Here is a 21,207-nt window from a genome sequence, read left to right as displayed (position 1 = left end):
TCATCCCACTACGCCGCGCCCGTTTCTTGCATTACACTGGCCGGCGTACATTCCTTAATCAATTGATGAGATGACCGTGCTCGAAGCACTCAAGAAAATGTTCGGTAAAAGCGAGGCTGAGCAGCTCGCGCCAGTTCCCAGTGCGCCGTCGCACGCCCCCGGCCCCCGCAGCGATGCGCCCAAGGCTGAACGTCCGGCTCCGGTAGCGACACCCGAGTCCGAGCCGCAACCTGCTATCGCCGCCGCACCTGTGCGCACCGAAGCACCGAAACCGGCCAGGCCGCGCCGCGAACCGAAGCCCAAGGCACCGGTCATTCCCTGGAAACTCGAAGATTTCGCCGTCGAACCCCAGGAAGGCAAAACCCGCTTTCACGACTTCAAACTCGCTCCAGAACTGATGCACGCCATCCAGGACCTGGGGTTTCCGTATTGCACGCCGATCCAGGCGCAGGTGCTGGGTTTCACCCTCGCCGGCAAAGACGCCATCGGTCGGGCGCAGACCGGTACCGGCAAGACCGCCGCGTTCCTGATCTCGATCATCACTCAGTTGTTGCAGACACCGCCGCCGAAAGAACGCTACATGGGCGAACCCCGTGCGCTGATCATCGCGCCGACCCGTGAGCTGGTGGTGCAGATCGCCAAGGACGCCGCCGACCTGACCAAGTACACCGGCCTCAACGTGATGACGTTCGTGGGCGGTATGGATTTCGACAAGCAGCTCAAACACCTCGAAGCGCGGCACTGCGACATCCTCGTCGCTACCCCGGGCCGTCTGCTCGACTTCAACCAGCGTGGCGACGTGCACCTGGACATGGTCGAAGTGATGGTGCTGGACGAAGCCGACCGCATGCTCGACATGGGCTTCATCCCGCAAGTGCGGCAGATCATTCGCCAGACCCCACCGAAAAGCGAACGCCAGACCCTGCTGTTCTCCGCGACCTTCACCGAAGACGTGATGAACCTGGCCAAGCAATGGACCACCGATCCTGCGATCGTCGAAATCGAAGTCACCAACGTGGCCAACGAAAACGTCGAGCAGCACATTTACGCGGTAGCCGGTGCCGACAAATACAAACTGCTCTACAACCTGGTCAACGACAACGGCTGGGAGCGGGTGATCGTGTTTGCCAACCGCAAGGACGAAGTGCGCCGTATCGAAGAACGCCTGGTGCGTGACGGCATCAACGCCGCGCAACTGTCCGGCGACGTGCCGCAACACAAGCGCATCAAGACCCTGGAAGGCTTCCGCGAAGGCAAGATCCGCGTACTGGTGGCCACCGATGTCGCCGGTCGCGGCATCCACATCGACGGCATCAGCCACGTGATCAACTTCACCCTGCCGGAAGTGCCGGACGACTACGTGCACCGCATCGGCCGTACCGGTCGCGCAGGTGCCGACGGGGTGTCGATCAGCTTCGCCGGTGAAGACGACTCCTACCAGTTGCCGTCCATCGAAGAGAAGCTGGGCCGCAAGATCAGCTGTGAAACGCCACCGACGCATCTGCTGCGTGCGGTTGAGCGCAAGCGTCCGCAGTAAGCGACGCCATTAAAAGAAGCGCAGCCGGCAACGGACTGCGCTTTTTTTTCGCCCGGCAGTTCATCAGGCGCTTGCGAGACAAAACTAAAAGTCCATAATAGACAAATTAGTTTACATCTAGACTGCGGAGCCTGACATGTCCAGTAAGCCCTACGTGATTGACCAAGCCGAGGCTCGTGCGCTGCTGGCGCGTATTGATGTGCCGCAGATCCTGCGCAAGCTGTTCCGCGATCTTGCCGCCGGCCATGCCGTGCAACCGGCGCAGCAACTGGTGGAATTCCCGCAGGGTGCCGGCGACTTCATCAATTATCTGGGCGTGCTGGCGGAGGACGGTGTGTACGGCGTGAAAACCTCGCCGTATATCGTTCGCGAGCAAGGTGCACTGGTGACAGCGTGGACACTGTTGATGTCGATGCACACCGGTCAGCCACTGCTGCTGTGCGATGCCGGTGAACTGACCACCGCACGTACCGCCGCGACCACGGCAGTGGCCGTCGATGCCCTCGCCCCGCTGAATGCGTCGCGACTGGCGATCATCGGCAGCGGCAAGGTCGCTCAGGCACATCTTCATTATGTGAAAGGCTTGCGTGACTGGCAGAGCATCAGCGTGTATTCGCCGAGCCTGTCGGAAGATGCGCAAACCCGGGCGCAGCTGAAAGCGATCTTCCCGGGCGTGAAAATTGCCGACAGCCGCGACACCGCCCTCGACGATGCTGACGTGATCATGCTCTGCACCTCGTCCGCCGGGCCGGTCATCGACCCGGCCACCTTGAGCAAACCGGCGCTGATCACCTCGATCAGCACCAACGCGCCACGCGCCCATGAAGTGCCGCCGCAGAACCTGGGCGACATGCAGGTATTCTGTGACTATCGTCTGACCACGCCGGGTTCGGCAGGTGAGATGCTGATCGCGACCGAACAGCATGGCTGGAGCAAGGATTTGATCGTCGGTGACCTCGCCGACCTGCTCAGCGAGAAAGTGCCGCGCCCCGGTTACAACCGTCACGTATTTTTCCGCTCAATTGGTCTGGGCCTGGAAGACATCGCCCTGGCCAATGCGCTTTATCACTTGACCAACTAACACCACAAATCCCCTGTAGGAGTGAGCCTGCTCGCGATAGCGGTATATCAGTCAACGATAATGTTGAATGCAAAAGCGCTATCGCGAGCAGGCTCACTCCTACAGGAGATCGCGAACTTCTTGATATCGCGTCCACCCCGGAGACATTCATGAGCCAGGCAGACTTCATCATCATTGGCGGCGGGATTGCCGGCGCTTCCACCGGTTTCTGGCTGTCGCCGCACGCCAAAGTGATCGTGCTGGAACGTGAGTCGCACCCGGCTTACCACTCCACCGGACGCTCGGCGGCGCTCTACACCGCCGCGTACGGAACGCCGCAGGTGCGCGCGCTGACCCTCGCCAGCCGTGAGTTTTTCGATCAGCCGCCGAGTGGCTTCTGCGAGCATCCATTGCTGACCCCGCGCGGCGAAATGACTGTCGATTTCACCGGCGACGCCGCTGAACTGAACAACCAGTACCTCAGCGCCAAAGCCACGGTGCCGGAGATGCAATTACTCAGCGCCGACGAAGCCTGCGCCCGTCTGCCGATCCTGCGTCGGGAGAAAGTCCATGGCGCGATCTACGACCCGACCGCCAGCGACATCGACACCGACGCCCTGCATCAGGGTTACCTGCGCGGCATCCGCCGCAACAACGGCGAAGTACACACCGATTGCGAGGTGCTGAGCCTGAGTCGCGACGCTGACGGCCAGTGGCAAGTGCAAACCAATAGCCAGACGTTCAGCGCCCCGATCATCATCAACGCCGCCGGCGCCTGGGCCGACAAGATCGGCGCATTGGCCGGCGCCCGCCCGCTGGGCCTGCAACCGAAACGCCGCGCCGCGTTTATCTTCGCCGGGCCCGAAGGCGTCGACATTCATCACTGGCCGATGCTGGTCAGCCTCGACGAATCGTTCTACATGAAGCCCGACGCCGGAATGTTCCTCGGCTCGCCAGCGAATGCCGATCCGGTCGAACCTCACGACGTGCAGCCGGAGGAGCTGGACATCGCCATGGGCATCTACCAGATCGAAGAAGCCACGACGCTGACCATCCGCCGCCCGACCCGGACCTGGGCCGGTTTGCGCAGCTTCGTCGCCGACGGTGACCTGCTCAGTGGTTTCGATCAGCAGGTGCCGGGGCTGTTCTGGGTCGCGGCGCAGGGCGGTTACGGTATCCAGACTTCTCCGGCGATGGGCCAGGCCAGTGCGGCACTGGTGCGCGGTCAGTCGTTGCCGGAGCATCTGCAGCAGTTCGGCCTCAGCAGCGCCATGCTCTCCCCTTCACGGCTGCGCTGATGGCCCCTGCGGATGACGCGCCCAACGGATTGCGGCACACTCGCAGCGCCCCCGTGCACGGGGGCGCTGACGCCGCCTGGAGCTCCACAGTCATGACTGCCCCCGAATTCGATCCGGCACTGGATAACTTCCGTGCCATCGCCGACGCCATCGCCACGCTGTTCTTTCCCCACGCCGAAGTGGTGCTGCACGACCTGCGCACGCAAAAAGTCGACTACATCGCCAACAATCTGTCCAAGCGAGTGATCGGTGATGAGTCGTCGCTGGAAGACATGCTTAGCGAAGATGTCAGCGACCGCAACATCGGCCCGTACGAAAAGCTCAACTGGGACGGTCAGAAAATCCGCAGCCTGAGCACCGTATTGCGCGACAGCGAAGGTCTGCCGCTGGCGGTGCTGTGCATCAACCTGAATATTTCGCTGTTCGAAAATGCGAAGGCGGCGCTGGACCTGTTTCTGTCGCCGAGCAAACTGATCCCGCAACCGGACTCTCTGTTTCGCGATGACTGGCAGGAGCGCATCAACACCTTCCTCCACGCCTGGCTGCGCGAGCGGCAGCTGAGCCTGAATCTGCTGACCCGCGATCACAAACGCGAGCTGGTGCTGGCCCTGCACGCCGAGGGCGCGTTCAAGGGCAAGAGCGCGTCGAACTATGTGGCCAATGTGCTGAACATGGGGCGGGCGACGGTGTACAAGCACCTGAAGGAATTGAAGGGCTAGAGATCTGAATTGACAGTTGCGGCCCCATCGCTGGCAAGCCAGCTCCCACAGTTATTGAATCGAACACAGCGTTTGTGTCCACCCAAAAACCTGTGGGAGCCGGCTTGCCAGCGATAGCGGACGATCAGTCGCCGTAGATGTCGGACTTGAAATACTTCTCGGAAATCTTCTGATACTCGCCACTCGCACGAATCCCGTCGATGGCCGTGTTCAACTGACTGACCAACTCGGCATTGCCCTTGCGCACCGCAATCCCGGCGCCCTCGCCCACGTACTTCGGATCCTTCAGCTCCGGCCCGACAAACGCATAGCCCTTGCCGCGCGGCATCGACAGAAAGTCGTTCAACGGAATGGTGTCGGCAAAAATGGCATCGAGGCGTCCGGCCGCCAGGTCCATGTAGATTTCTTCGTTGTTGCTGTAGCGCTTGACGTTGATGCCCTTGGGTTCGAACACCTCGGTGGCATAACGGTCGGTGGTGGTGGCGCGCTGCACGCCGACGTTCTTGCCCTTGAGGCTGGCGTACTGATCATCGACGGTGGCGCCGTCCTTCATCACCAGCCGCGACGAAGTGAAATAGTACTTGTGGGTGAAATCCACCGACTTCTTGCGATCTTCGTTGATGGTCATGGACGACAGGGCCATGTCGATTTTCTTCACCTTGAGCGAAGGAATCAGACCGTCGAACTCACCCTCGACCCACACACACTTGACCTTCATCTGCGCGCATAGGGCATTGCCGATGTCGTAGTCGAACCCGACGATTTCGCCCTTGTCGGTTTTCGAGGCGAACGGCGGGTAAGCCGCTTCAATACCGATGCGCAGGGGTTGCTCGGCGGCGAACGCGCTGGTGCACGCCAACAGGCTCAGGGCCAGACCGGTGATGAGGGGGAATTTCTTCATGTTCGTTCTCTCGCGGGTTGTTGTTGGTTTGGCAAGATGAAGAAGAGCAGCTAGAAGCGGGGAGCTAAGAGCGGCCAGACTGAAGCTGTTTTTTTGTACTTGGAAATCCATATTGGACTCATAGGTACAAGCCGTCAATCAGCGAGAAGAGAGTGTCTGCGAGGTTTTTTGGTGTTGCAGATGGCCTCATCGCTGGCAAGCCAGCTCCCACAGTTTCAGTGGTGCACAAAAAATATGTGCACGACGCAAAACCCTGTGGGAGCTGGCTTGCCAGCGATGGCGGATTGGAAGGCGCTAGAGAACTTATTTCTTCCAGCGATCGGCGGCGGCGTGATCGCTGTCACGCCCTTCGACCCAACGCGGGCCGTCGCTGGTGGTTTCTTTCTTCCAGAACGGCGCACGGGTTTTGAGGTAGTCCATGACAAAGGCGCAGGCATCGAATGCAGCCTGGCGATGAGCGCTGGCGGCGCCGACAAACACGATCGGCTCCCACAGTTTCAGTGGTGCACAAAAAATATGTGCACGACGCAAAACCCTGTGGGAGCTGGCTTGCCAGCGATGGCGGATTGGAAGGCGCTAGAGAACTTATTTCTTCCAGCGATCGGCGGCGGCGTGATCGCTGTCACGCCCTTCGACCCAACGCGGGCCGTCGCTGGTGTTTTCTTTCTTCCAGAACGGCGCACGGGTTTTGAGGTAGTCCATGACAAAGGCGCAGGCATCGAATGCGGCCTGGCGATGAGCGCTGGCGGCGCCGACAAACACGATCGGCTCCCACAGTTTCAGTGGTGCACAAAAAATATGTGCACGACGCAAAACCCTGTGGGAGCTGGCTTGCCAGCGATGGCGGATTGGAAGGCGCTAGAGAACTTATTTCTTCCAGCGATCGGCGGCGGCGTGATCGCTGTCACGCCCTTCGACCCAACGCGGGCCGTCGCTGGTGTTTTCTTTCTTCCAGAACGGCGCACGGGTTTTCAGGTAGTCCATGACAAAGGCGCAGGCATCGAATGCGGCCTGGCGATGGGCGCTGGCGGCGCCGACAAAGACGATCGGCTCGCCGGGCTCCAGCGCGCCGATGCGGTGCAGCACTTCCAGTTTCAGCAACGGCCAGCGCTGCTCGGCTTCTACAGCGATCTTGCCCAGGGCTTTTTCGGTCATACCGGGATAATGCTCAAGGAACATTCCTGCCACATCCAACCCATCGTTGAAGTCGCGCACATAACCGACAAAACTCACCACCGCCCCGACGCCGACATTGGCCGCATGCATCGCATTGACTTCAGCGCCCGGATCGAACGGCGTGGCCTGCACACGAATCGCCATGCCTCAGCCTCCGGTCACGGTGGGGAAAAACGCCACTTCGTCGCCATCGACCACTGGCTCGTCGAGCTGGCAGAGATCCTCGTTGCGCGCACACATCAGGTTCTGCTCGCTCAATACCTCGGCACCGTCACGTTGCGCGAGCAATGCGCGCACGTCATCGACGGTGGCGAAATCACCTTCGACCTTTACCGAATCAACCCCCAGCGCCTCACGGTAACGGGCGAAAAACTTCACGGTCAGGTTCATGGCTGCTCCGCCTGAAAGTGCCCGCTCTTGCCGCCGACTTTCTCCAGCAGACGTACGCTTTCGATGGTCATGCCGCGATCCACGGCTTTGCACATGTCATAGATGGTCAGCGCGGCGACGCTGGCAGCGGTCAGGGCTTCCATCTCGACGCCGGTCTGCCCGGAGAGCTTGCAACGGGCGACGATGCGCACGCTGTCTTCGCCTTCAGCGCTGAGTTCGACTTTGACGCCGGTCAGCATCAACGGATGGCACAGCGGGATCAGATCGCTGGTCTTCTTCGCGGCCTGAATGCCGGCAATGCGCGCCACGGCGAACACGTCGCCCTTGGGATGGCCGCCGCTGACGATCATCTGCAGGGTTTCGGGGAGCATGCGCACCAGCGCTTGAGCCGTCGCTTCACGGAACGTCACGGCTTTTTCGGTGACGTCGACCATGTTGGCGCGACCTTGGGAATCGAGATGAGTCAGCACGGGGGCCTCCTTGAGGCAGCTGCAAGCGGCAAGCTACAAGCGGCAAGTTAAAAGCGCGGTAGGCAGGCGTCAGGAAAGCTCGCATTTAAACAGCCGAAAGCCGCAAGCTTCAAGCGGCAAGTGAAGTTCACTTGGACCACTTGCAGCTTGCGGCTTGGAGCTGCTCCTCTCAGAGGTGAGATTCGGCGTATTCGGCCAGGATCGAGCGAGGCACCCCTTGCAGGGTGATGTGCACACCGTTGGGGAAGTCCTTGAAGCGTTCGGTCAGGTAGGTCAGTCCGGAGCTGGTCGCGGACAGGTAAGGGGTGTCGATCTGTGCCAGGTTGCCCAGGCACACCACTTTGGAACCGGCGCCGGCCCGGGTGATGATGGTTTTCATCTGGTGCGGCGTGAGGTTCTGGCATTCGTCGATCAGGATCAGGCTCTGCTGGAAGCTGCGACCGCGAATGTAGTTGAGCGATTTGAACTGCAACGGCACTTTGCTGAGGATGTAGTCGACGCTGCCATGGGTGTTTTCGTCATCCATGTGCAAGGCTTCGAGGTTGTCGGTGATGGCGCCCAGCCAAGGCTCCATTTTTTCCGCTTCGGTGCCGGGCAGGAAGCCGATTTCCTGGTCCAGACCCTGCACGCTACGGGTGGCAATGATGCGCCGATAACGCTTGCTGACCATGGTCTGCTCGATGGCTGCGGCCAGCGCCAGAATGGTTTTACCGGAGCCTGCGGCACCCGACAGGTTAACCAGGTGAATGTCCGGATCGAGCAACGCGTACAGCGCCAGACTCTGATAGATGTCGCGTGGCTTGAGCCCCCAGGCTTCCTGGTGCAGCAGCGGTTCCTGATGCAGATCGAGGATCAGCAGCTTGGCCTCGTCGATCTCCTTGATCCAGCCCACGAAGCCCTGTTCATCAATGATGAACTCGTTGATGTGCACCGCCGGCAGGTTGTCGATCAGTTGCACCTGGTGCCAGGTGCGACCGTGGTCCTGACGGGTTTCGACCTTACTGACGCGGTCCCAGAAGGAGCCGGTCATGTTGTGGTAGCCGTTGGGCAGCAAGGACACGTCATCGACCAGTTGGTCGGTGCTGTAATCCTCGGCATCAATCCCGCAGGCGCGCGCCTTGAGGCGCATGTTGATGTCTTTGGTAACCAGCACTACCGGTTTTTTCGGATCGCGAGTGTGCAGGTCGATCAGTTGGTTGATGATTTTGTTGTCGTTCAGGTGCTCGGGCAGAATCAGACTCGATTCGGCCTGCTTGCTCATCAGAATTGACAGCAAGCCCTTCGGACCGCCCTTGCCACGCTGGATCGGTACACCCAGTTCAACGTCTTCCGGGGAAGCATCGCCCAGGGTCTTGTCGATCAGCCGGATGGCCTGGCGGCACTCGGCCGCGACGCTGTGATGCCCGCTCTTGAGCTTGTCCAGCTCTTCGAGCACGGTCATCGGGATCGCGACGTGGTGTTCTTCGAAATTCAGCAGGGCGTTTGGATCGTGAATCAATACGTTGGTATCGAGTACATAAAGGATTGGCTGGTTGGAAGAAGGGCTACGTCCGTGATCATCCATACTCGGTCACCTTTGTGGGAGCCATTCGACGCAATACCTCGGCGGTGCTGCGCCTCGAAGTGACTGCCGAATTCACCTGCGAAGCTCTTGTTCGAGGAGCAGATGAACTGCACACAAAATGGGTCTTGGGAGACGCCACCTGTGTTGCAGGTTTCGGCGGTCTGTCTTCGTAATACTCCAAAACCCATGACATAAAAAAGCACTTTGACGGTTTTTTTAAGTTTATTTTGCAAAGTGACGAAAAGCCCTTGGCGGACTCCCCCGACACCGTTAGAGTCGGAAGTCCGCCCGCATCGTTTTCTTCAAGAAAATCGCCCCAAGCCCAATGTTTCCGGGCTTTTTCCGCTTATCAGCGAAACGCGTCCTGACAATCTTCCCAGCCGATACCGCTTTGTGCGGTCTGCGTGATCAGCCACGGCAACGACGTCTTCACCGCATCCTGTTTCATGTTGAAATTGATCACCCCGTGCCGCCACAACAGCATCAGAGTCAGCACCCGCTGCGCACTCGCACTGCCCTTGAGTTTGCCGGCGCCGTCCTGTGCATCTATGTCCCACAGGGCCACTTGCAGGCCCTGGGTATTGAAGAAACCTTGTGCATCACTGCGGCGCTGCCCCTCCGGCGGCCGGAACAGCGGCACGTAGTTTTCCGGCAACTTGCTCTTCACCAGATCAGCACTGCGACGTACCGAGTCCTGCCAGTCCTGCCAATAGCTGTGGGAGCGGAACTCCCAGCCCTGCACGCCGACACACTGTTTCGAGAACTCTGCTTGCAGGTTGTTCACCGAGCGATCGGCCAGACGTGCCTGAATATCCTTGCCCAAGACAAAGAATGTCCCGCTCAGATTCGCCTTGCGCAGGTAGTCCGCGAGCCAGTCAGTGTTGTCCGGCTGGAGGTTGGCGGCGCTGTCGAAAGTCAGCAGAAACAGCCGGTCATGCATCTGGTCGCCATTGCGCTCGTAGTCTCCGAAACGATCGACTTCGCTGCTGGTCTGCGGCGACAGCGCGGCTTTGCGCATCAGTTCGTCGAGGTACTGCACATGGAAGATCCGGCTCGGTTCGGCCCATTTGGTGTAATAGCTGTCGTCACTGACCACAAACTTGGCAGCCTGCTCGCGCAGGGTCGGCAGGTCTTCGACGAGGAAACAGAACGACGCATCCTGATCGCAGCTTTGCTGGGCATAGTTGTAGTTGCTCAGCAGGCGTTGCCACACGCGTTGGCGCAGGCCGTTGATCGCGTCGATATTGACCGTGCGCAGGCCCAGACGCTGGGCCAGTGCGGTTTCGTCCAGCGACTCGGTGCCGAGCAGGACTCGGGCGAACATCAGGATTTCCGCCCGTGACGCCACGTCGAACAAGGTCGGATTGCCGAGCTGTTCCGGCCAGGTACTGCGATCCAGCGTCGCCACATCGCCCGGTGCCGCTACGGCACCGAAGCTCAACAGCCACGCGGTGAAGAAAAGAACAATGCGCAAAGGGATGTCTCCATAACAAAACCCGCGCGGCACTATAGCTGATGTACAAGGTTGAAGGACGCCGCCCTCACCCCAGCCCTCTCCCGGAGGGAGAGGGGGCCGATCTGTGTGGATTTCAAATTCAGCATTCAACTCAATAGCTCAGTTCGGCGTAAATCGACAGTCCTACGCGTTCAGCTCCCTCGCCCTCCGGGAGAGGGCTGGGGTGAGGGAAAAATCCACCAGCCGTCGCAAATGCCGACCTTGGCACATACCTATAACCCCCATAGCTGGAGTCAACTCGGACAACCCCCTAGAATCGCCCTCACGATTAAAGGAGACGACTTCATGCTGATGGTGATTTCCCCCGCCAAGACCCTCGATTACGAAACACCGCCGGCGACCCAGCGCTTCACCCAGCCGCAATACCTCGATCACTCCCAGGAACTGATCCAGCAACTGCGCGACCTGACCCCGGCGCAGATCAGCGAATTGATGCACGTGTCGGACAAGATCGGCGGGCTCAACGCTGCGCGCTTCGGCAGCTGGACGCCGGCGTTCACCCCCGAGAACGCCAAGCAGGCGCTGCTCGCGTTCAAAGGCGACGTCTATACCGGTCTCGACGCGCAATCCTTCAGCGAAGCCGATTTCGACTATGCCCAAAGACACCTGCGCATGCTCTCCGGCCTCTATGGTCTGCTGCGTCCCCTGGACCTGATGCAAGCGTATCGCCTGGAAATGGGCACCAGACTGGCCAACGCCCGCGGCAAGGATCTGTATGCCTTCTGGGGCACACGCATCAGCGAATGGCTCAACGAAGCACTGGCCGAACAAGGTGATGACGTGCTGCTGAACCTGGCCTCCAACGAGTACTTCTCGGCGGTCAAGCGCAGTGCCCTGAACGCACGGATCATCAACACCGAGTTCAAGGACCTGAAGAATGGCCAGTACAAAATCATCAGCTTCTACGCCAAGAAAGCCCGTGGCCTGATGAGCCGCTTTGTGATTCAGGAACGCATCAACGATCCAGCCGCCCTCAAACAGTTCGATGTACAGGGCTATCGCTACAGTGCCGAGCAATCGAAAGCGGACAATCTGGTGTTTTTGCGCGACCACGCTCCGGAATAAAGCATGCCGGTTGCACGACGCTTTCTATAAAGAGTCGTGCAGCTCGCACGATGTCAAAAATCCCCCGCCGTATTTCGCCACTTTATTGGCGCCATAAAATCGTCCCCTCAAATTCTAATTTTAGTTTCACTCGACAGCCCCGCTTTTTTTCAGTAGTGGCACGTAAATTTTTTTACGGTAGTGGCACAAAACTATCTAGCGCGATTACACACCGATTAATAAAGGCCCAAGTCGAAAGTGCTATCAATTTGCGACCAGTGCCATCTTTATCAATATTTCAAAAAATTTCAGTTTTCGCGATGAGCGGGTAGGAACTATGTCCAAATGCATAGCTCATACCACCGGTAACGATTATCGCCGAGTTTGTACGAGATAACTTACGCAGTGCAGAAAACCATGTAACCAAGTTGTCACGGCAACTTGCCTAGATGGTTCACTCAACTGGACAACAAACGAAGGACAGGAGATACGCACCATTAATATCCCCTACAAGGCCATGGCCGCCCCCCTATAGCCGTGCTCGCCAGAGCACCCAACCGCTTGATTTACGGGATTTTTCTCCTGTCATCAAGCGTGTAAGACGATTGCACGAGACTCTTCTGAAGAGAAGAGCGGCTGCATAACAGGGCAAGTCATAACAACAAGGCCTGTTTACGCACATCTTGAGTGCACTTATTTAGACACTCGAAACTTAGTCTGCCTGCACACGGCATTGTGGCGCCTGTATGCCGCACTTTCGAGTGCACTAGTGTCCGCTGCACACCATTAACTCCGGCCATCTAATGGCTTGATAAAACACAGAGGTAATTGCGATGCGCATCAGCATATTTGGTTTGGGTTACGTTGGCGCTGTCTGTGCCGGTTGCCTGTCTGCACGGGGCCATGACGTGGTTGGCGTCGATGTTGCCAAAGACAAGATCGACATGATCAACGCCGGCAAGTCGCCGATTGTCGAACCTGGCCTGGGCGAACTTCTGGAGCAAGGTATCCAGACCGGTCGTCTGCGCGGTACGACCAACTTCGCCGAAGCGATTCGTGACACCGACCTGTCGATGATCTGCGTCGGTACACCAAGCAAGAAGAACGGCGACCTGGAACTGAACTACATCGAAGCGGTGTGCCGCGAGATCGGTTTCGTGCTGCGTGAAAAATCCACCCGCCACACCATCGTGGTTCGCAGCACCGTGCTACCGGGCACCGTCGCCAACGTGGTGATCCCGATCCTCGAAGACTGCTCGGGCAAGAAGGCGGGCGTCGACTTCGGCGTCGCGGTCAACCCGGAGTTCCTGCGCGAATCCACCGCCATTGCCGACTACGACCTGCCACCGATGACCGTTATCGGCGAATTCGACAAGGCTTCGGGCGACGTTCTGCAATCGCTGTACGAAGAACTCGACGCACCGATCATCCGCAAGGACATCGCCGTTGCCGAGATGATCAAGTACACCTGCAACGTCTGGCACGCGACCAAAGTGACCTTCGCCAACGAGATCGGCAACATCGCCAAAGCCGTCGGCGTCGATGGCCGTGAAGTGATGGAAGTGGTCTGCCAGGACAAGACCCTCAACCTGTCCCAGTACTACATGCGCCCAGGCTTCGCCTTCGGCGGTTCGTGCCTGCCGAAAGACGTGCGTGCCCTGACCTACCGCGCCGGTTCGCTGGACGTCGAAGCGCCGCTGCTCAACTCGCTGATGCGCAGCAACGAATCGCAAGTGCAGAACGCCTTCGACATCGTTGAAAGCCACGACAAACGCAAAGTCGCCCTGCTCGGCCTGAGTTTCAAGGCCGGCACCGATGACCTGCGCGAAAGTCCGCTGGTGGAACTGGCCGAAATGCTGATCGGCAAGGGCTACGACCTGAGCATCTACGACAGCAACGTCGAGTACGCCCGTGTGCACGGCGCGAACAAGGACTACATCGAGTCGAAAATCCCGCACGTGTCGTCCCTGCTCAACTCGGACTTCGATTCGGTGATCGATAACTCCGACGTGATCATCCTCGGCAACCGCGACGAGAAATTCCGCTCGCTGGCCCAGGAAGCGCCGCATGGCAAGCAGGTCATCGACCTGGTGGGCTTCATGTCCAAAGCCACCAGCGCCGGTACACGCACCGAAGGTATCTGCTGGTAAAGCAGCGCCAAGCGACAAGCCTCGGGCTGCAAGCCAAAGCGTTTCACTTGCAGCTTGAGGCTTGCAGCTCGAAGCCTCTCTTACCTTGGATGACGTCGATGACCAAGCTCAAACATTTCTTTCTGCAATCCGCCGGCTGGCTGTTGTTTTTAAGCCTGCTGATGGGCCTGGCCTTGATGCTGCCCGCGTCCACATTCGACTCCGAGTCGAAGGACTTTATTTTCCTGATTGGCGCCGTGGGTATCTGGCGCTACTCGATGGGTGCAACGCACTTTGTGCGCGGCATGATTTTTCTCTACCTCGTTTACCCGCACCTGCGCCGCAAAGTGCGCAAGCTGGGTAAGGCGGCGGACCCGTCGCATGTGTTTCTGATGGTCACCAGTTTCCGTATCGACGCGCTCACCACGGCGCAGGTCTACAGCTCGGTAATCCGCGAAGCCATCGACTGCGAACTGCCGACCACCGTGGTCTGCTCGATCGTGGAAATGTCCGATGAGCTGCTGGTGAAAGCGCTCTGGGCGCGGATGAATCCGCCAGACCGCGTGAAGCTCGACTTCGTGCGCATTCCCGGCACCGGCAAGCGCGATGGCCTGGCCTATGGTTTCCGCGCGATCTCCCGTCACCTGCCGGACGACCGCGCCGTGGTAGCCGTGATCGACGGCGACACCGTGCTCGGCGAAGGCACTGTGCGCAAGACCGTGCCGTGGTTCCAGCTGTTCGGCAACGTCGGCGGCCTGACCACCAACGAGTTCTGCGAAGTGCGCGGCGGCTACATCATGAGCGAATGGCACAAGCTGCGTTTCGCCCAGCGCCACATCAACATGTGTTCGATGGCCCTGTCCAAGCGCGTGCTGACCATGACCGGGCGTATGTCGGTGTTCCGCGCCACCGTGGTGACCAACCCGGAATTCATCGCCGACGTCGAAAGCGACTCGCTGCAACACTGGCGCCTGGGCCGTTTCAAGTTTCTCACCGGCGACGACAAGTCGAGCTGGTTCAGCCTGATGCGCCTGGGTTACGACACCTTTTACGTACCGGATGCGGCGATCAACACCGTTGAACACCCGCCGGAAAAGAGCTTCATCAAGGCCAGCCGCAAACTGATGTTTCGCTGGTACGGCAACAACCTGCGCCAGAACTCGCGAGCGCTGGGCCTGGGGGTCAAACGCCTCGGCGCCTTCACCTCGGTGGTGCTGTTCGACCAGCGCGTGTCGATGTGGACCTCGCTGCTGGGCCTGACCGTGGCAATCATCGCCAGCTTCAAGTACGGCGGCGCGTTCATCCTCGCCTACCTGCTGTGGATCGGGATCACCCGCCTGATTCTGACCCTGCTGCTGTCGTGCTCGGGTCACCGGATCGGCCCGGCCTATCCCGTGATTCTGTATTACAACCAGATCGTCGGTGCGCTGGTGAAGATCTACGTGTTCTTCCGCCTCGACCAGCAATCCTGGACGCGCCAACCCACTTCCCTGACCCGTGATCTCGCCAGCTTTCAACGTTGGTTCAACACCTGGTCGTCTCGGACCATGACCTTCTCCGCCGGCAGCATTTTCGTCGCCGTGCTGCTGATGATGGTCTGACCTGCCCCTATTGAATTAACAAGGAAATCGCCCCCATGAATACCGCCGTCAACGCCAATGTAGTGCATGAATCCGAAGCCCAGCGCCAGCACGCCCGCGTGAAAATCCCGGCCAAGCTGCGGTTCTTCGGCCCCGACCGGACCCCGCTCGAAGCACGGGTCCTCGACCTGTCCGCCGGTGGTCTGGCGTTCAACGCCGGGCAAATGCCCCTGACCATTGGCCAGGTGTACAAGGCACGCCTGCAATTCGTCATCGACAACCTCGGCATCGGCATGGACGTTGAACTGCAAGTGCGCTCCTTCGACCGCCAGACCGGCCGCGCCGGTTGCCAGTTCCAGAACCTCGAGCCGCAGGATATTTCCACCCTGCGCCACCTGATCACTTCGCACCTGGCTGGCGACATCGTCAGCATCGGCGAAGTGCTGGCGACCCTGCAGCGCGACAACTTCACCAAGGCGCGCAAGGTCAAGGACGGCGGCAGCGGCATGACCCCGTTCGGGCGTCTGAAAGCGGTGACCTTCAGCGCCGGCATTTTCGCCATCGGCCTGGTGGCGTTCGGTTTCGTATTCAAGTCGGTGTACGGCATGTACTTCGTCAGCCACGCGCAGGCCGGTCTGGTCAGCGTGCCGGGGATGAACATCACCATGCCGCGTGACGGCACCGTGCAGAGCCTGGTCAAGTCCGACGGCGTAGCGGCCAAAGGCGCACCGCTGGCGACCTTCAGCACCAGCATGCTCGACGTGCTCAAGGGTCATCTGGACGAAGATCAGCTGCAACCGGCCAAGGTTGAAGAGCTGTTCGGCAAGCAAATGACCGGCACCCTGACCTCCCCTTGCGATTGCACCGTGGCCCAGCAACTGGTGGCTGACGGTCAGTACGCGAGCAAGGGCGACGTGATTTTCACCCTGGTTCCGCGCAACACCCAGGCCACCGTCGATGCGCGCTTCTCCTATCGCCAGTTCGGCGACGTGCGTCCGGGTACTTCGGTGAGCTTCCAGATCGCCGGCGAAGACCAGACCCGCACCGGCAAGATCGTCAGCAGCACCAGCCTGAAAAGCGCCGACCTGTCTTCCGACATCCGCGTGCAGATCCAGCCCGACCAGCCGCTGGACAGCAGCTTCGCCGGCCGCCCGGTGGAAGTGAACAGCGACCGTGGCCCGAACCTGAACTGGCTGATCGACAAAGCCATGGCTGCCGGTCTTTAAGTCGAGGACATGCCTGTGACCTTTTTTCTGAGAACACCACAATCCCTGTGGGAGCTGGCTTGCCAGCGATGGGATCAATGCGGTCTAGCTGAAAAACCGAGTCGCCTGAATCGCTGGCAAGCCAGCTCCCACATGGGTTCAGTGTGCGCATTGGCATTGGCAGTCAGTCTGGCCGGTTGCGCCGGTCTGCCCGATCAGCGCCTGGCCAACGAAGCGCTCAAGCGGGGCGACACCGCCACCGCCGCGCAGAACTACCGCGCCCTGGCAGATCTGGGTTACAGCGAGGCGCAAGTCGGCCTCGCTGACATCCAGGTCGACAGCCGCGACCCTGCGCAAATGAAACAGGCCGAAGCGACTTACCGCGCCGCCGCCAGTGTTTCGCCGCGTGCTCAGGCGCGTCTCGGCCGCTTGCTGGTGGCCAAGCCGGGTTCCACTGAAGCCGAGCACCACGAAGCCGAAAGCCTGTTGAAAAAAGCCGCCGCCCATGGCGAAGGCAATACGTTGATCCCGCTGGCGATGCTGTACCTGCAATACCCGCACAGCTTCCCCAACATCAACGCCCAGCAACAGATCGACCAGTGGCGCAAATCCGGTTACCCGGAAGCGGGTCTGGCGCAAGTGCTGCTGTATCGCACCCAGGGCACCTACGACCAGCACCTGGATGACGTGGAAAAGATCTGCAAAGCTGCGCTCAATACCACCGACATCTGCTACGTCGAACTGGCCACGGTCTATCAGAAACGTGCCCAGCCGGAGCAACAGGCCGAGCTGATCAAGCAAATGCAGGCCGGTTACAGCCGTGGCACCGTCACTGCGCAGCGTGTCGATTCGGTGGCCCGTGTACTGGCCGATTCGACCCAGGGCAAAACCGACGAGAAGACCGCGCAATCGCTGCTCGAACCGATCGCCCCGGGCTACCCGGCGTCGTGGGTGACCCTCGCGCAACTGCTCTACGACTTCCCGGAACTGGGCGACGTCGATCAGATGATGCAGTACCTGGACAACGGCCGCGCCGCCGATCAGCCACGCGCCGAGCTGTTGCTGGGCAAGCTCTACTACGAAGGCAAACTGGTGCCGGCCGACGCGAAAGTCGCCGAGGAACATTTCCAGAAAGCCGTTGGCCGCGAGGTTGCCGCCGACTATTACCTCGGCCAGATCTATCGCCGGGGTTACCTGGGCAAGGTCTATCCGCAGAAGGCCCTCGACCATCTGCTGACCGCTGCGCGCAACGGCCAGAACAGCGCCGATTTCGCCATCGCCCAACTGTTTTCCCAAGGCAAGGGCACCCAGCCCGACCCGGTCAACGCCTACGTCTTCAGCCAATTGGCCAAGGCGCAGAACACCCCGCAAGCCGATGAACTGGCGACCACCCTCGCAGCGCAATTGCCGCCCGAGCGTCTGGCCGAAGCCCAGCGCCTGCTGCAACAGGAACAGGCCAGCCGTGGCGCCCTGAATCAGAACACGCTGCAACTGCACGCCCTGCAAGAAGAAGACGGCGAGGAATCCCTATGAAGTTGAATCCCTTTGTGAAGGCCGGCATTGGCCTCACGTTCGCGCTGATCTGGTCTTGCCCGACACTGGCCGCGATCACTGAATCGAAGAACTTCGGCCTGGAAGTGAAAATCACCGGCCAGTCCGAAGACGACCGCGACCTCGGCACCGCCAGTGGCGGCGACGTCAACGGCTTGGGCCTCGACCTGCGTCCGTGGGTCTACGGCGAAAGCGGTGCGTGGAGCGCCTACGCCATGGGCCAGGCCGTGACCTCGACCGACATCATCGAAACCGACACCCTGCAACAATCCGACGGTGAACAAGCCACCGACAACAGTGATCGCAAAACCAGGAAAAACTACCTGGCGATGCGCGAGTTCTGGGTCGGCTACAGCGGTCTCACGCCATACCCGGGCGAGATGCTCAAGTTCGGTCGCCAGCGCCTGCGCAATGACGACGGCCAATGGCGCGACACCAATATCGAAGCGCTGAACTGGACCTTCGACACCACCCTGCTGCGTGCCAACGTCGGCGTCGCCGAGCGTTTCAGCGAATACCGCACCGACCTCAAAGAGCTGGCGCCGAAAGACAAGGATCGCCTGCACGCCTACGCCGACGCCGCTTACCAGTGGACGCCGGGGCAATGGGTCGGCATTCGCGGTCATCACACTCACGATGACGGCAAACTCGATTACGCCGAGCCGGGCGTCCCGCGCGACTCGCTGGATAAAACCCAGAACGGTGACATCAGCTGGCTCGGCCTGACCGCCGACAGCGACGCCTACAACTGGCGCAACACCAACACCGTCAACTATTGGGGCAGCATCACCGGCATGAGCGGCGACCGTGACACGGTCAACGCCCTCAACGCCGATGGCTCGCGCCCGGCGCAAGCCAAGCGCAGCGAAGACGTCAACGGCTGGGCCACCGACATCGGTGTGCGTCTGCGCCTTGATCCGCAATGGCAAGTCGGCGGTGCCTATGCCCGCGCCAGCGCCGATTACGAACAGAACGGTCTGGAGAGCAACCGCTCCAACTACACCGGTACCCGCTCGCGCGTGCACCGTTTCGGCGAAGCCTTCCGTGGCGAAATGAACAACATGCAGACCGCCACCCTGTTCGGTTCCTGGATGGTCAATGACGAATACGACGCCAGCCTGATCTACCACAAGTTCTGGCGTGTCGACGGCAACAAGCCGGTCGGCAGCAACGGCATCAATGCGGTGGAAAACAACACCGACGACGCCACCGGCGCGATTCTTTCCAGCACCTCGCTGCCGCTTGAAGACGGCAACAAGGACCTCGGTCAGGAGATGGACCTGGTCGTCACCAAGTACTTCAAGCAAGGCTTGTTGCCGGCTGCCCTGAGCCAGTCGATCGACGAGCCCTCGGCCCTCGTGCGTTTCCGTGGCGGTGTGTTCAAACCGGGCGATGCCTACGGCAAGCAGGTTGATTCGTACATGCACCGCGCGTTCATCGACGTGATCTGGCGCTTCTGATGCAAACCGCCAAGGGAGTGCCCGACATGATCAGCACCAGGACAGGCTCACTCAGCCTGCTGGCCGGCGCGATGCTGCTGGCCAGCGCCAGCGCCTTCGCGACTGTGGAACCGCTTAAGCCGGTGACCACCGCGAAAGAGCTGCAACAAGCCAAGACCTACACCGTCAGCAGCGCACCGACCGAAGCGCTGAACCTGGCCGCGCCGAAACTGCCGGACATTTCCGGCTACACCGCCGAAGCCGCCGCCGCGAAAATCGTCCGCAGCAAAACAGGCAAAGTCAGCGTGCGCCGGATGATGCAGGAAGACGCGCTGAAGGACTTCATCGGCGGCGACAACAAGATGGCCGAATGGGTGGTGCGTCAGCACGGCATCCCGCAGGCGATCTTCGTCGACGACGGTTACCTGAACCTCAAGGATCTGGCGCAGAAACTGCCCAAGCAGTATTTCAGCGAGACCTCGCCGGGTGTGTATCTGGCAAAGCTGCCGATCGTGGTCGGCCGCAAAGGCATCCTTGAAATCGACGGTCAGACCCAGGAACTGCGCCTGTCGCAAGAGGCCGGTGCATTCATGGTCAACGACGGCCAACTGTTTGTGCGTGACACCAAAGTCACCGGCTGGCGCGAAAAGGACAACGGCCCGGCAACGTTCCGTTCGCCGAAGGAATTCCGTCCGTTCCTGCTCGCCTGGGGCGGCACCGAGACCTACATCGTCAACAGCAAGATGGCCAGCTTCGGCTACGCCAACAGTAAGTCGTACGGGGTGAGTATTTCCCAGTACACGCCGAACATGGCCAAGGTCCTCAAGCGTCCCGAGCCGACTGGCTGGATCGTCGGTTCCGAGTTCTCCGACATGTGGTACGGCTTCTACTGCTACGAGACCCGCGACTTCGTGGTCAAGGGCAACACCTACAAAGACAACATCGTCTACGGCATCGACCCGCACGACCGTTCCCACGGTCTGATCATTGCCGAGAACACCGTCCACGGTACGAAGAAGAAGCACGGGATCATTATTTCCCGTGAGGTCAACGACAGCTTCATCTTCAACAACAAAAGCTTCGACAACCACCTCTCGGGCCTGGTGATCGACCGTAACAGCGTCAACAACATCATTGCCTACAACGAAATCTACAAGAACCACACCGACGGCATCACGCTCTACGAGTCCGCCGACAACCTGCTGTGGGGCAACAAGGTCATCAGCAATAAGCGCCACGGCATCCGCATTCGTAACAGCGTGAACATCCGCCTCTACGAAAACGTCGCCATGGCCAACGGCCTGACCGGCGTCTACGGCCACATCAAGGACCTCACCGACACCGACCGTGACATCAAGCTCGACCCGTTCGATGCCCAGGTGTCGCTGATTGTGGTTGGCGGTGAACTGGCGGCCAACGGCAGCGGCCCGCTGTCGATCGACTCGCCCTTGAGCGTCGAGCTGTATCGCGTGTCGATGCTGGCGCCGACCAAATCCAGTGGCATCAGCTTCAACGGCATCCTCGGCGAGCGCCAGGATGAAATTCTCGACCTGCTGGTGCGCCAGCAGAAAGCCGTGCTGATCGACCCTGTCGAACGCCAGACCGAAATGCAGGACTGAGGATAATTT

The 21,207-nt window shown here is 60.0% G+C and carries 17 protein-coding genes and 2 pseudogenes; 11 read left to right on the top strand and 8 right to left on the bottom strand.

From position 1 onward, the window contains the following. Positions 1–70: 70 nt before the first annotated feature. The 4 genes from rhlB (at position 71) to ACXX9E_RS10560 (ending at position 4,614) form a co-directional block, all read left to right on the top strand. Positions 71–1,537, top strand: coding sequence for an ATP-dependent RNA helicase RhlB (rhlB, locus tag ACXX9E_RS10575; protein WP_123464859.1), 1,467 nt, complete (start codon positions 71–73; stop codon positions 1,535–1,537). 136 nt (positions 1,538–1,673) lie between these two features. Continuing rightward, the gene (locus ACXX9E_RS10570; RefSeq protein WP_458555403.1) at positions 1,674–2,618 is read left to right on the top strand and encodes an ornithine cyclodeaminase family protein; all 945 of its coding nucleotides are present in this window, start codon (positions 1,674–1,676) and stop codon (positions 2,616–2,618) included. A 149-nt stretch (positions 2,619–2,767) separates the two neighbouring features. Continuing rightward, positions 2,768–3,895, top strand: a complete 1,128-nt coding sequence (locus ACXX9E_RS10565) for an NAD(P)/FAD-dependent oxidoreductase (RefSeq protein ID WP_458555402.1) — start codon at positions 2,768–2,770, stop codon at positions 3,893–3,895. 92 nt (positions 3,896–3,987) lie between these two features. Then, entirely contained in the window at positions 3,988–4,614 is a 627-nt protein-coding gene (locus tag ACXX9E_RS10560) for a helix-turn-helix transcriptional regulator (RefSeq protein ID WP_123464853.1), read from the top strand. Between the two features lie 124 nt (positions 4,615–4,738). On the opposite strand, the gene aotJ is transcribed toward ACXX9E_RS10560, so the two are convergent. The 8 genes and pseudogenes from aotJ to ACXX9E_RS10520 form a co-directional block, all read right to left on the bottom strand. Continuing rightward, entirely contained in the window at positions 4,739–5,515 is a 777-nt protein-coding gene (gene aotJ / locus ACXX9E_RS10555; protein WP_340134897.1) for an L-arginine-binding protein AotJ, read from the bottom strand. A 303-nt stretch (positions 5,516–5,818) separates the two neighbouring features. Continuing rightward, positions 5,819–6,088: pseudogene (locus ACXX9E_RS10550) on the bottom strand (molybdenum cofactor biosynthesis protein MoaE); the annotation flags it as partial. A 12-nt stretch (positions 6,089–6,100) separates the two neighbouring features. Next, a pseudogene (locus ACXX9E_RS10545) lies at positions 6,101–6,370 on the bottom strand (molybdenum cofactor biosynthesis protein MoaE); the annotation flags it as partial. A gap of 12 nt (positions 6,371–6,382) precedes the next feature. Next, entirely contained in the window at positions 6,383–6,835 is a 453-nt protein-coding gene (gene moaE / locus ACXX9E_RS10540; RefSeq protein ID WP_016771590.1) for a molybdopterin synthase catalytic subunit MoaE, read from the bottom strand. 3 nt (positions 6,836–6,838) lie between these two features. Then, positions 6,839–7,081 carry a MoaD/ThiS family protein gene (locus ACXX9E_RS10535; RefSeq protein WP_016985014.1) on the bottom strand — a complete coding sequence of 81 codons (243 nt, stop codon included), beginning with the start codon at positions 7,079–7,081 and terminating at the stop codon, positions 6,839–6,841. Beyond that, the gene (gene moaC, locus ACXX9E_RS10530) at positions 7,078–7,551 is read right to left on the bottom strand and encodes a cyclic pyranopterin monophosphate synthase MoaC (RefSeq protein ID WP_008080206.1); all 474 of its coding nucleotides are present in this window, start codon (positions 7,549–7,551) and stop codon (positions 7,078–7,080) included. The genes ACXX9E_RS10535 and moaC overlap by 4 nt, the downstream gene beginning before the upstream one ends. 169 nt (positions 7,552–7,720) lie before the next feature. Then, positions 7,721–9,115, bottom strand: coding sequence for a PhoH family protein (locus ACXX9E_RS10525; protein ID WP_128614819.1), 1,395 nt, complete (start codon positions 9,113–9,115; stop codon positions 7,721–7,723). A gap of 349 nt (positions 9,116–9,464) precedes the next feature. Continuing rightward, positions 9,465–10,589 (bottom strand): polysaccharide deacetylase family protein, encoded by a 1,125-nt coding sequence (locus ACXX9E_RS10520; RefSeq protein ID WP_458555401.1) that lies wholly within the window; start codon positions 10,587–10,589, stop codon positions 9,465–9,467. Positions 10,590–10,916: 327 nt separating this feature from the next. Between ACXX9E_RS10520 and yaaA the strand changes: the two genes are divergently transcribed. The 7 genes from yaaA (at position 10,917) to algG (ending at position 21,198) form a co-directional block, all read left to right on the top strand. Further along, entirely contained in the window at positions 10,917–11,696 is a 780-nt protein-coding gene (gene yaaA / locus ACXX9E_RS10515; protein WP_222833612.1) for a peroxide stress protein YaaA, read from the top strand. Positions 11,697–12,508: 812 nt separating this feature from the next. Next, positions 12,509–13,825, top strand: a complete 1,317-nt coding sequence (locus tag ACXX9E_RS10510) for a nucleotide sugar dehydrogenase (protein WP_123464844.1) — start codon at positions 12,509–12,511, stop codon at positions 13,823–13,825. A 98-nt stretch (positions 13,826–13,923) separates the two neighbouring features. After that, positions 13,924–15,405, top strand: coding sequence for a mannuronan synthase (alg8, locus tag ACXX9E_RS10505; protein ID WP_177490524.1), 1,482 nt, complete (start codon positions 13,924–13,926; stop codon positions 15,403–15,405). 35 nt (positions 15,406–15,440) lie between these two features. Continuing rightward, positions 15,441–16,610 carry an alginate biosynthesis protein Alg44 gene (locus tag ACXX9E_RS10500; protein ID WP_123464840.1) on the top strand — a complete coding sequence of 390 codons (1,170 nt, stop codon included), beginning with the start codon at positions 15,441–15,443 and terminating at the stop codon, positions 16,608–16,610. A gap of 9 nt (positions 16,611–16,619) precedes the next feature. Next, entirely contained in the window at positions 16,620–18,122 is a 1,503-nt protein-coding gene (gene algK / locus ACXX9E_RS10495) for an alginate biosynthesis TPR repeat lipoprotein AlgK (RefSeq protein ID WP_458555400.1), read from the top strand. After that, the gene (locus ACXX9E_RS10490) at positions 18,119–19,600 is read left to right on the top strand and encodes an alginate export family protein (protein ID WP_458555399.1); all 1,482 of its coding nucleotides are present in this window, start codon (positions 18,119–18,121) and stop codon (positions 19,598–19,600) included. The genes algK and ACXX9E_RS10490 overlap by 4 nt, the downstream gene beginning before the upstream one ends. Before the next feature lie 26 nt (positions 19,601–19,626). Beyond that, a complete protein-coding gene (gene algG / locus ACXX9E_RS10485) occupies positions 19,627–21,198 on the top strand; it encodes a mannuronan 5-epimerase AlgG (RefSeq protein ID WP_458555398.1) in 1,572 nt (523 codons plus the stop codon). Positions 21,199–21,207: the final 9 nt, after the last annotated feature.

This window comes from Pseudomonas sp. GNP014, assembly GCF_054344005.1.
Note: the sequence above shows the minus strand (reverse complement) of the source record. Positions and strands in the feature narration are given on the sequence as shown.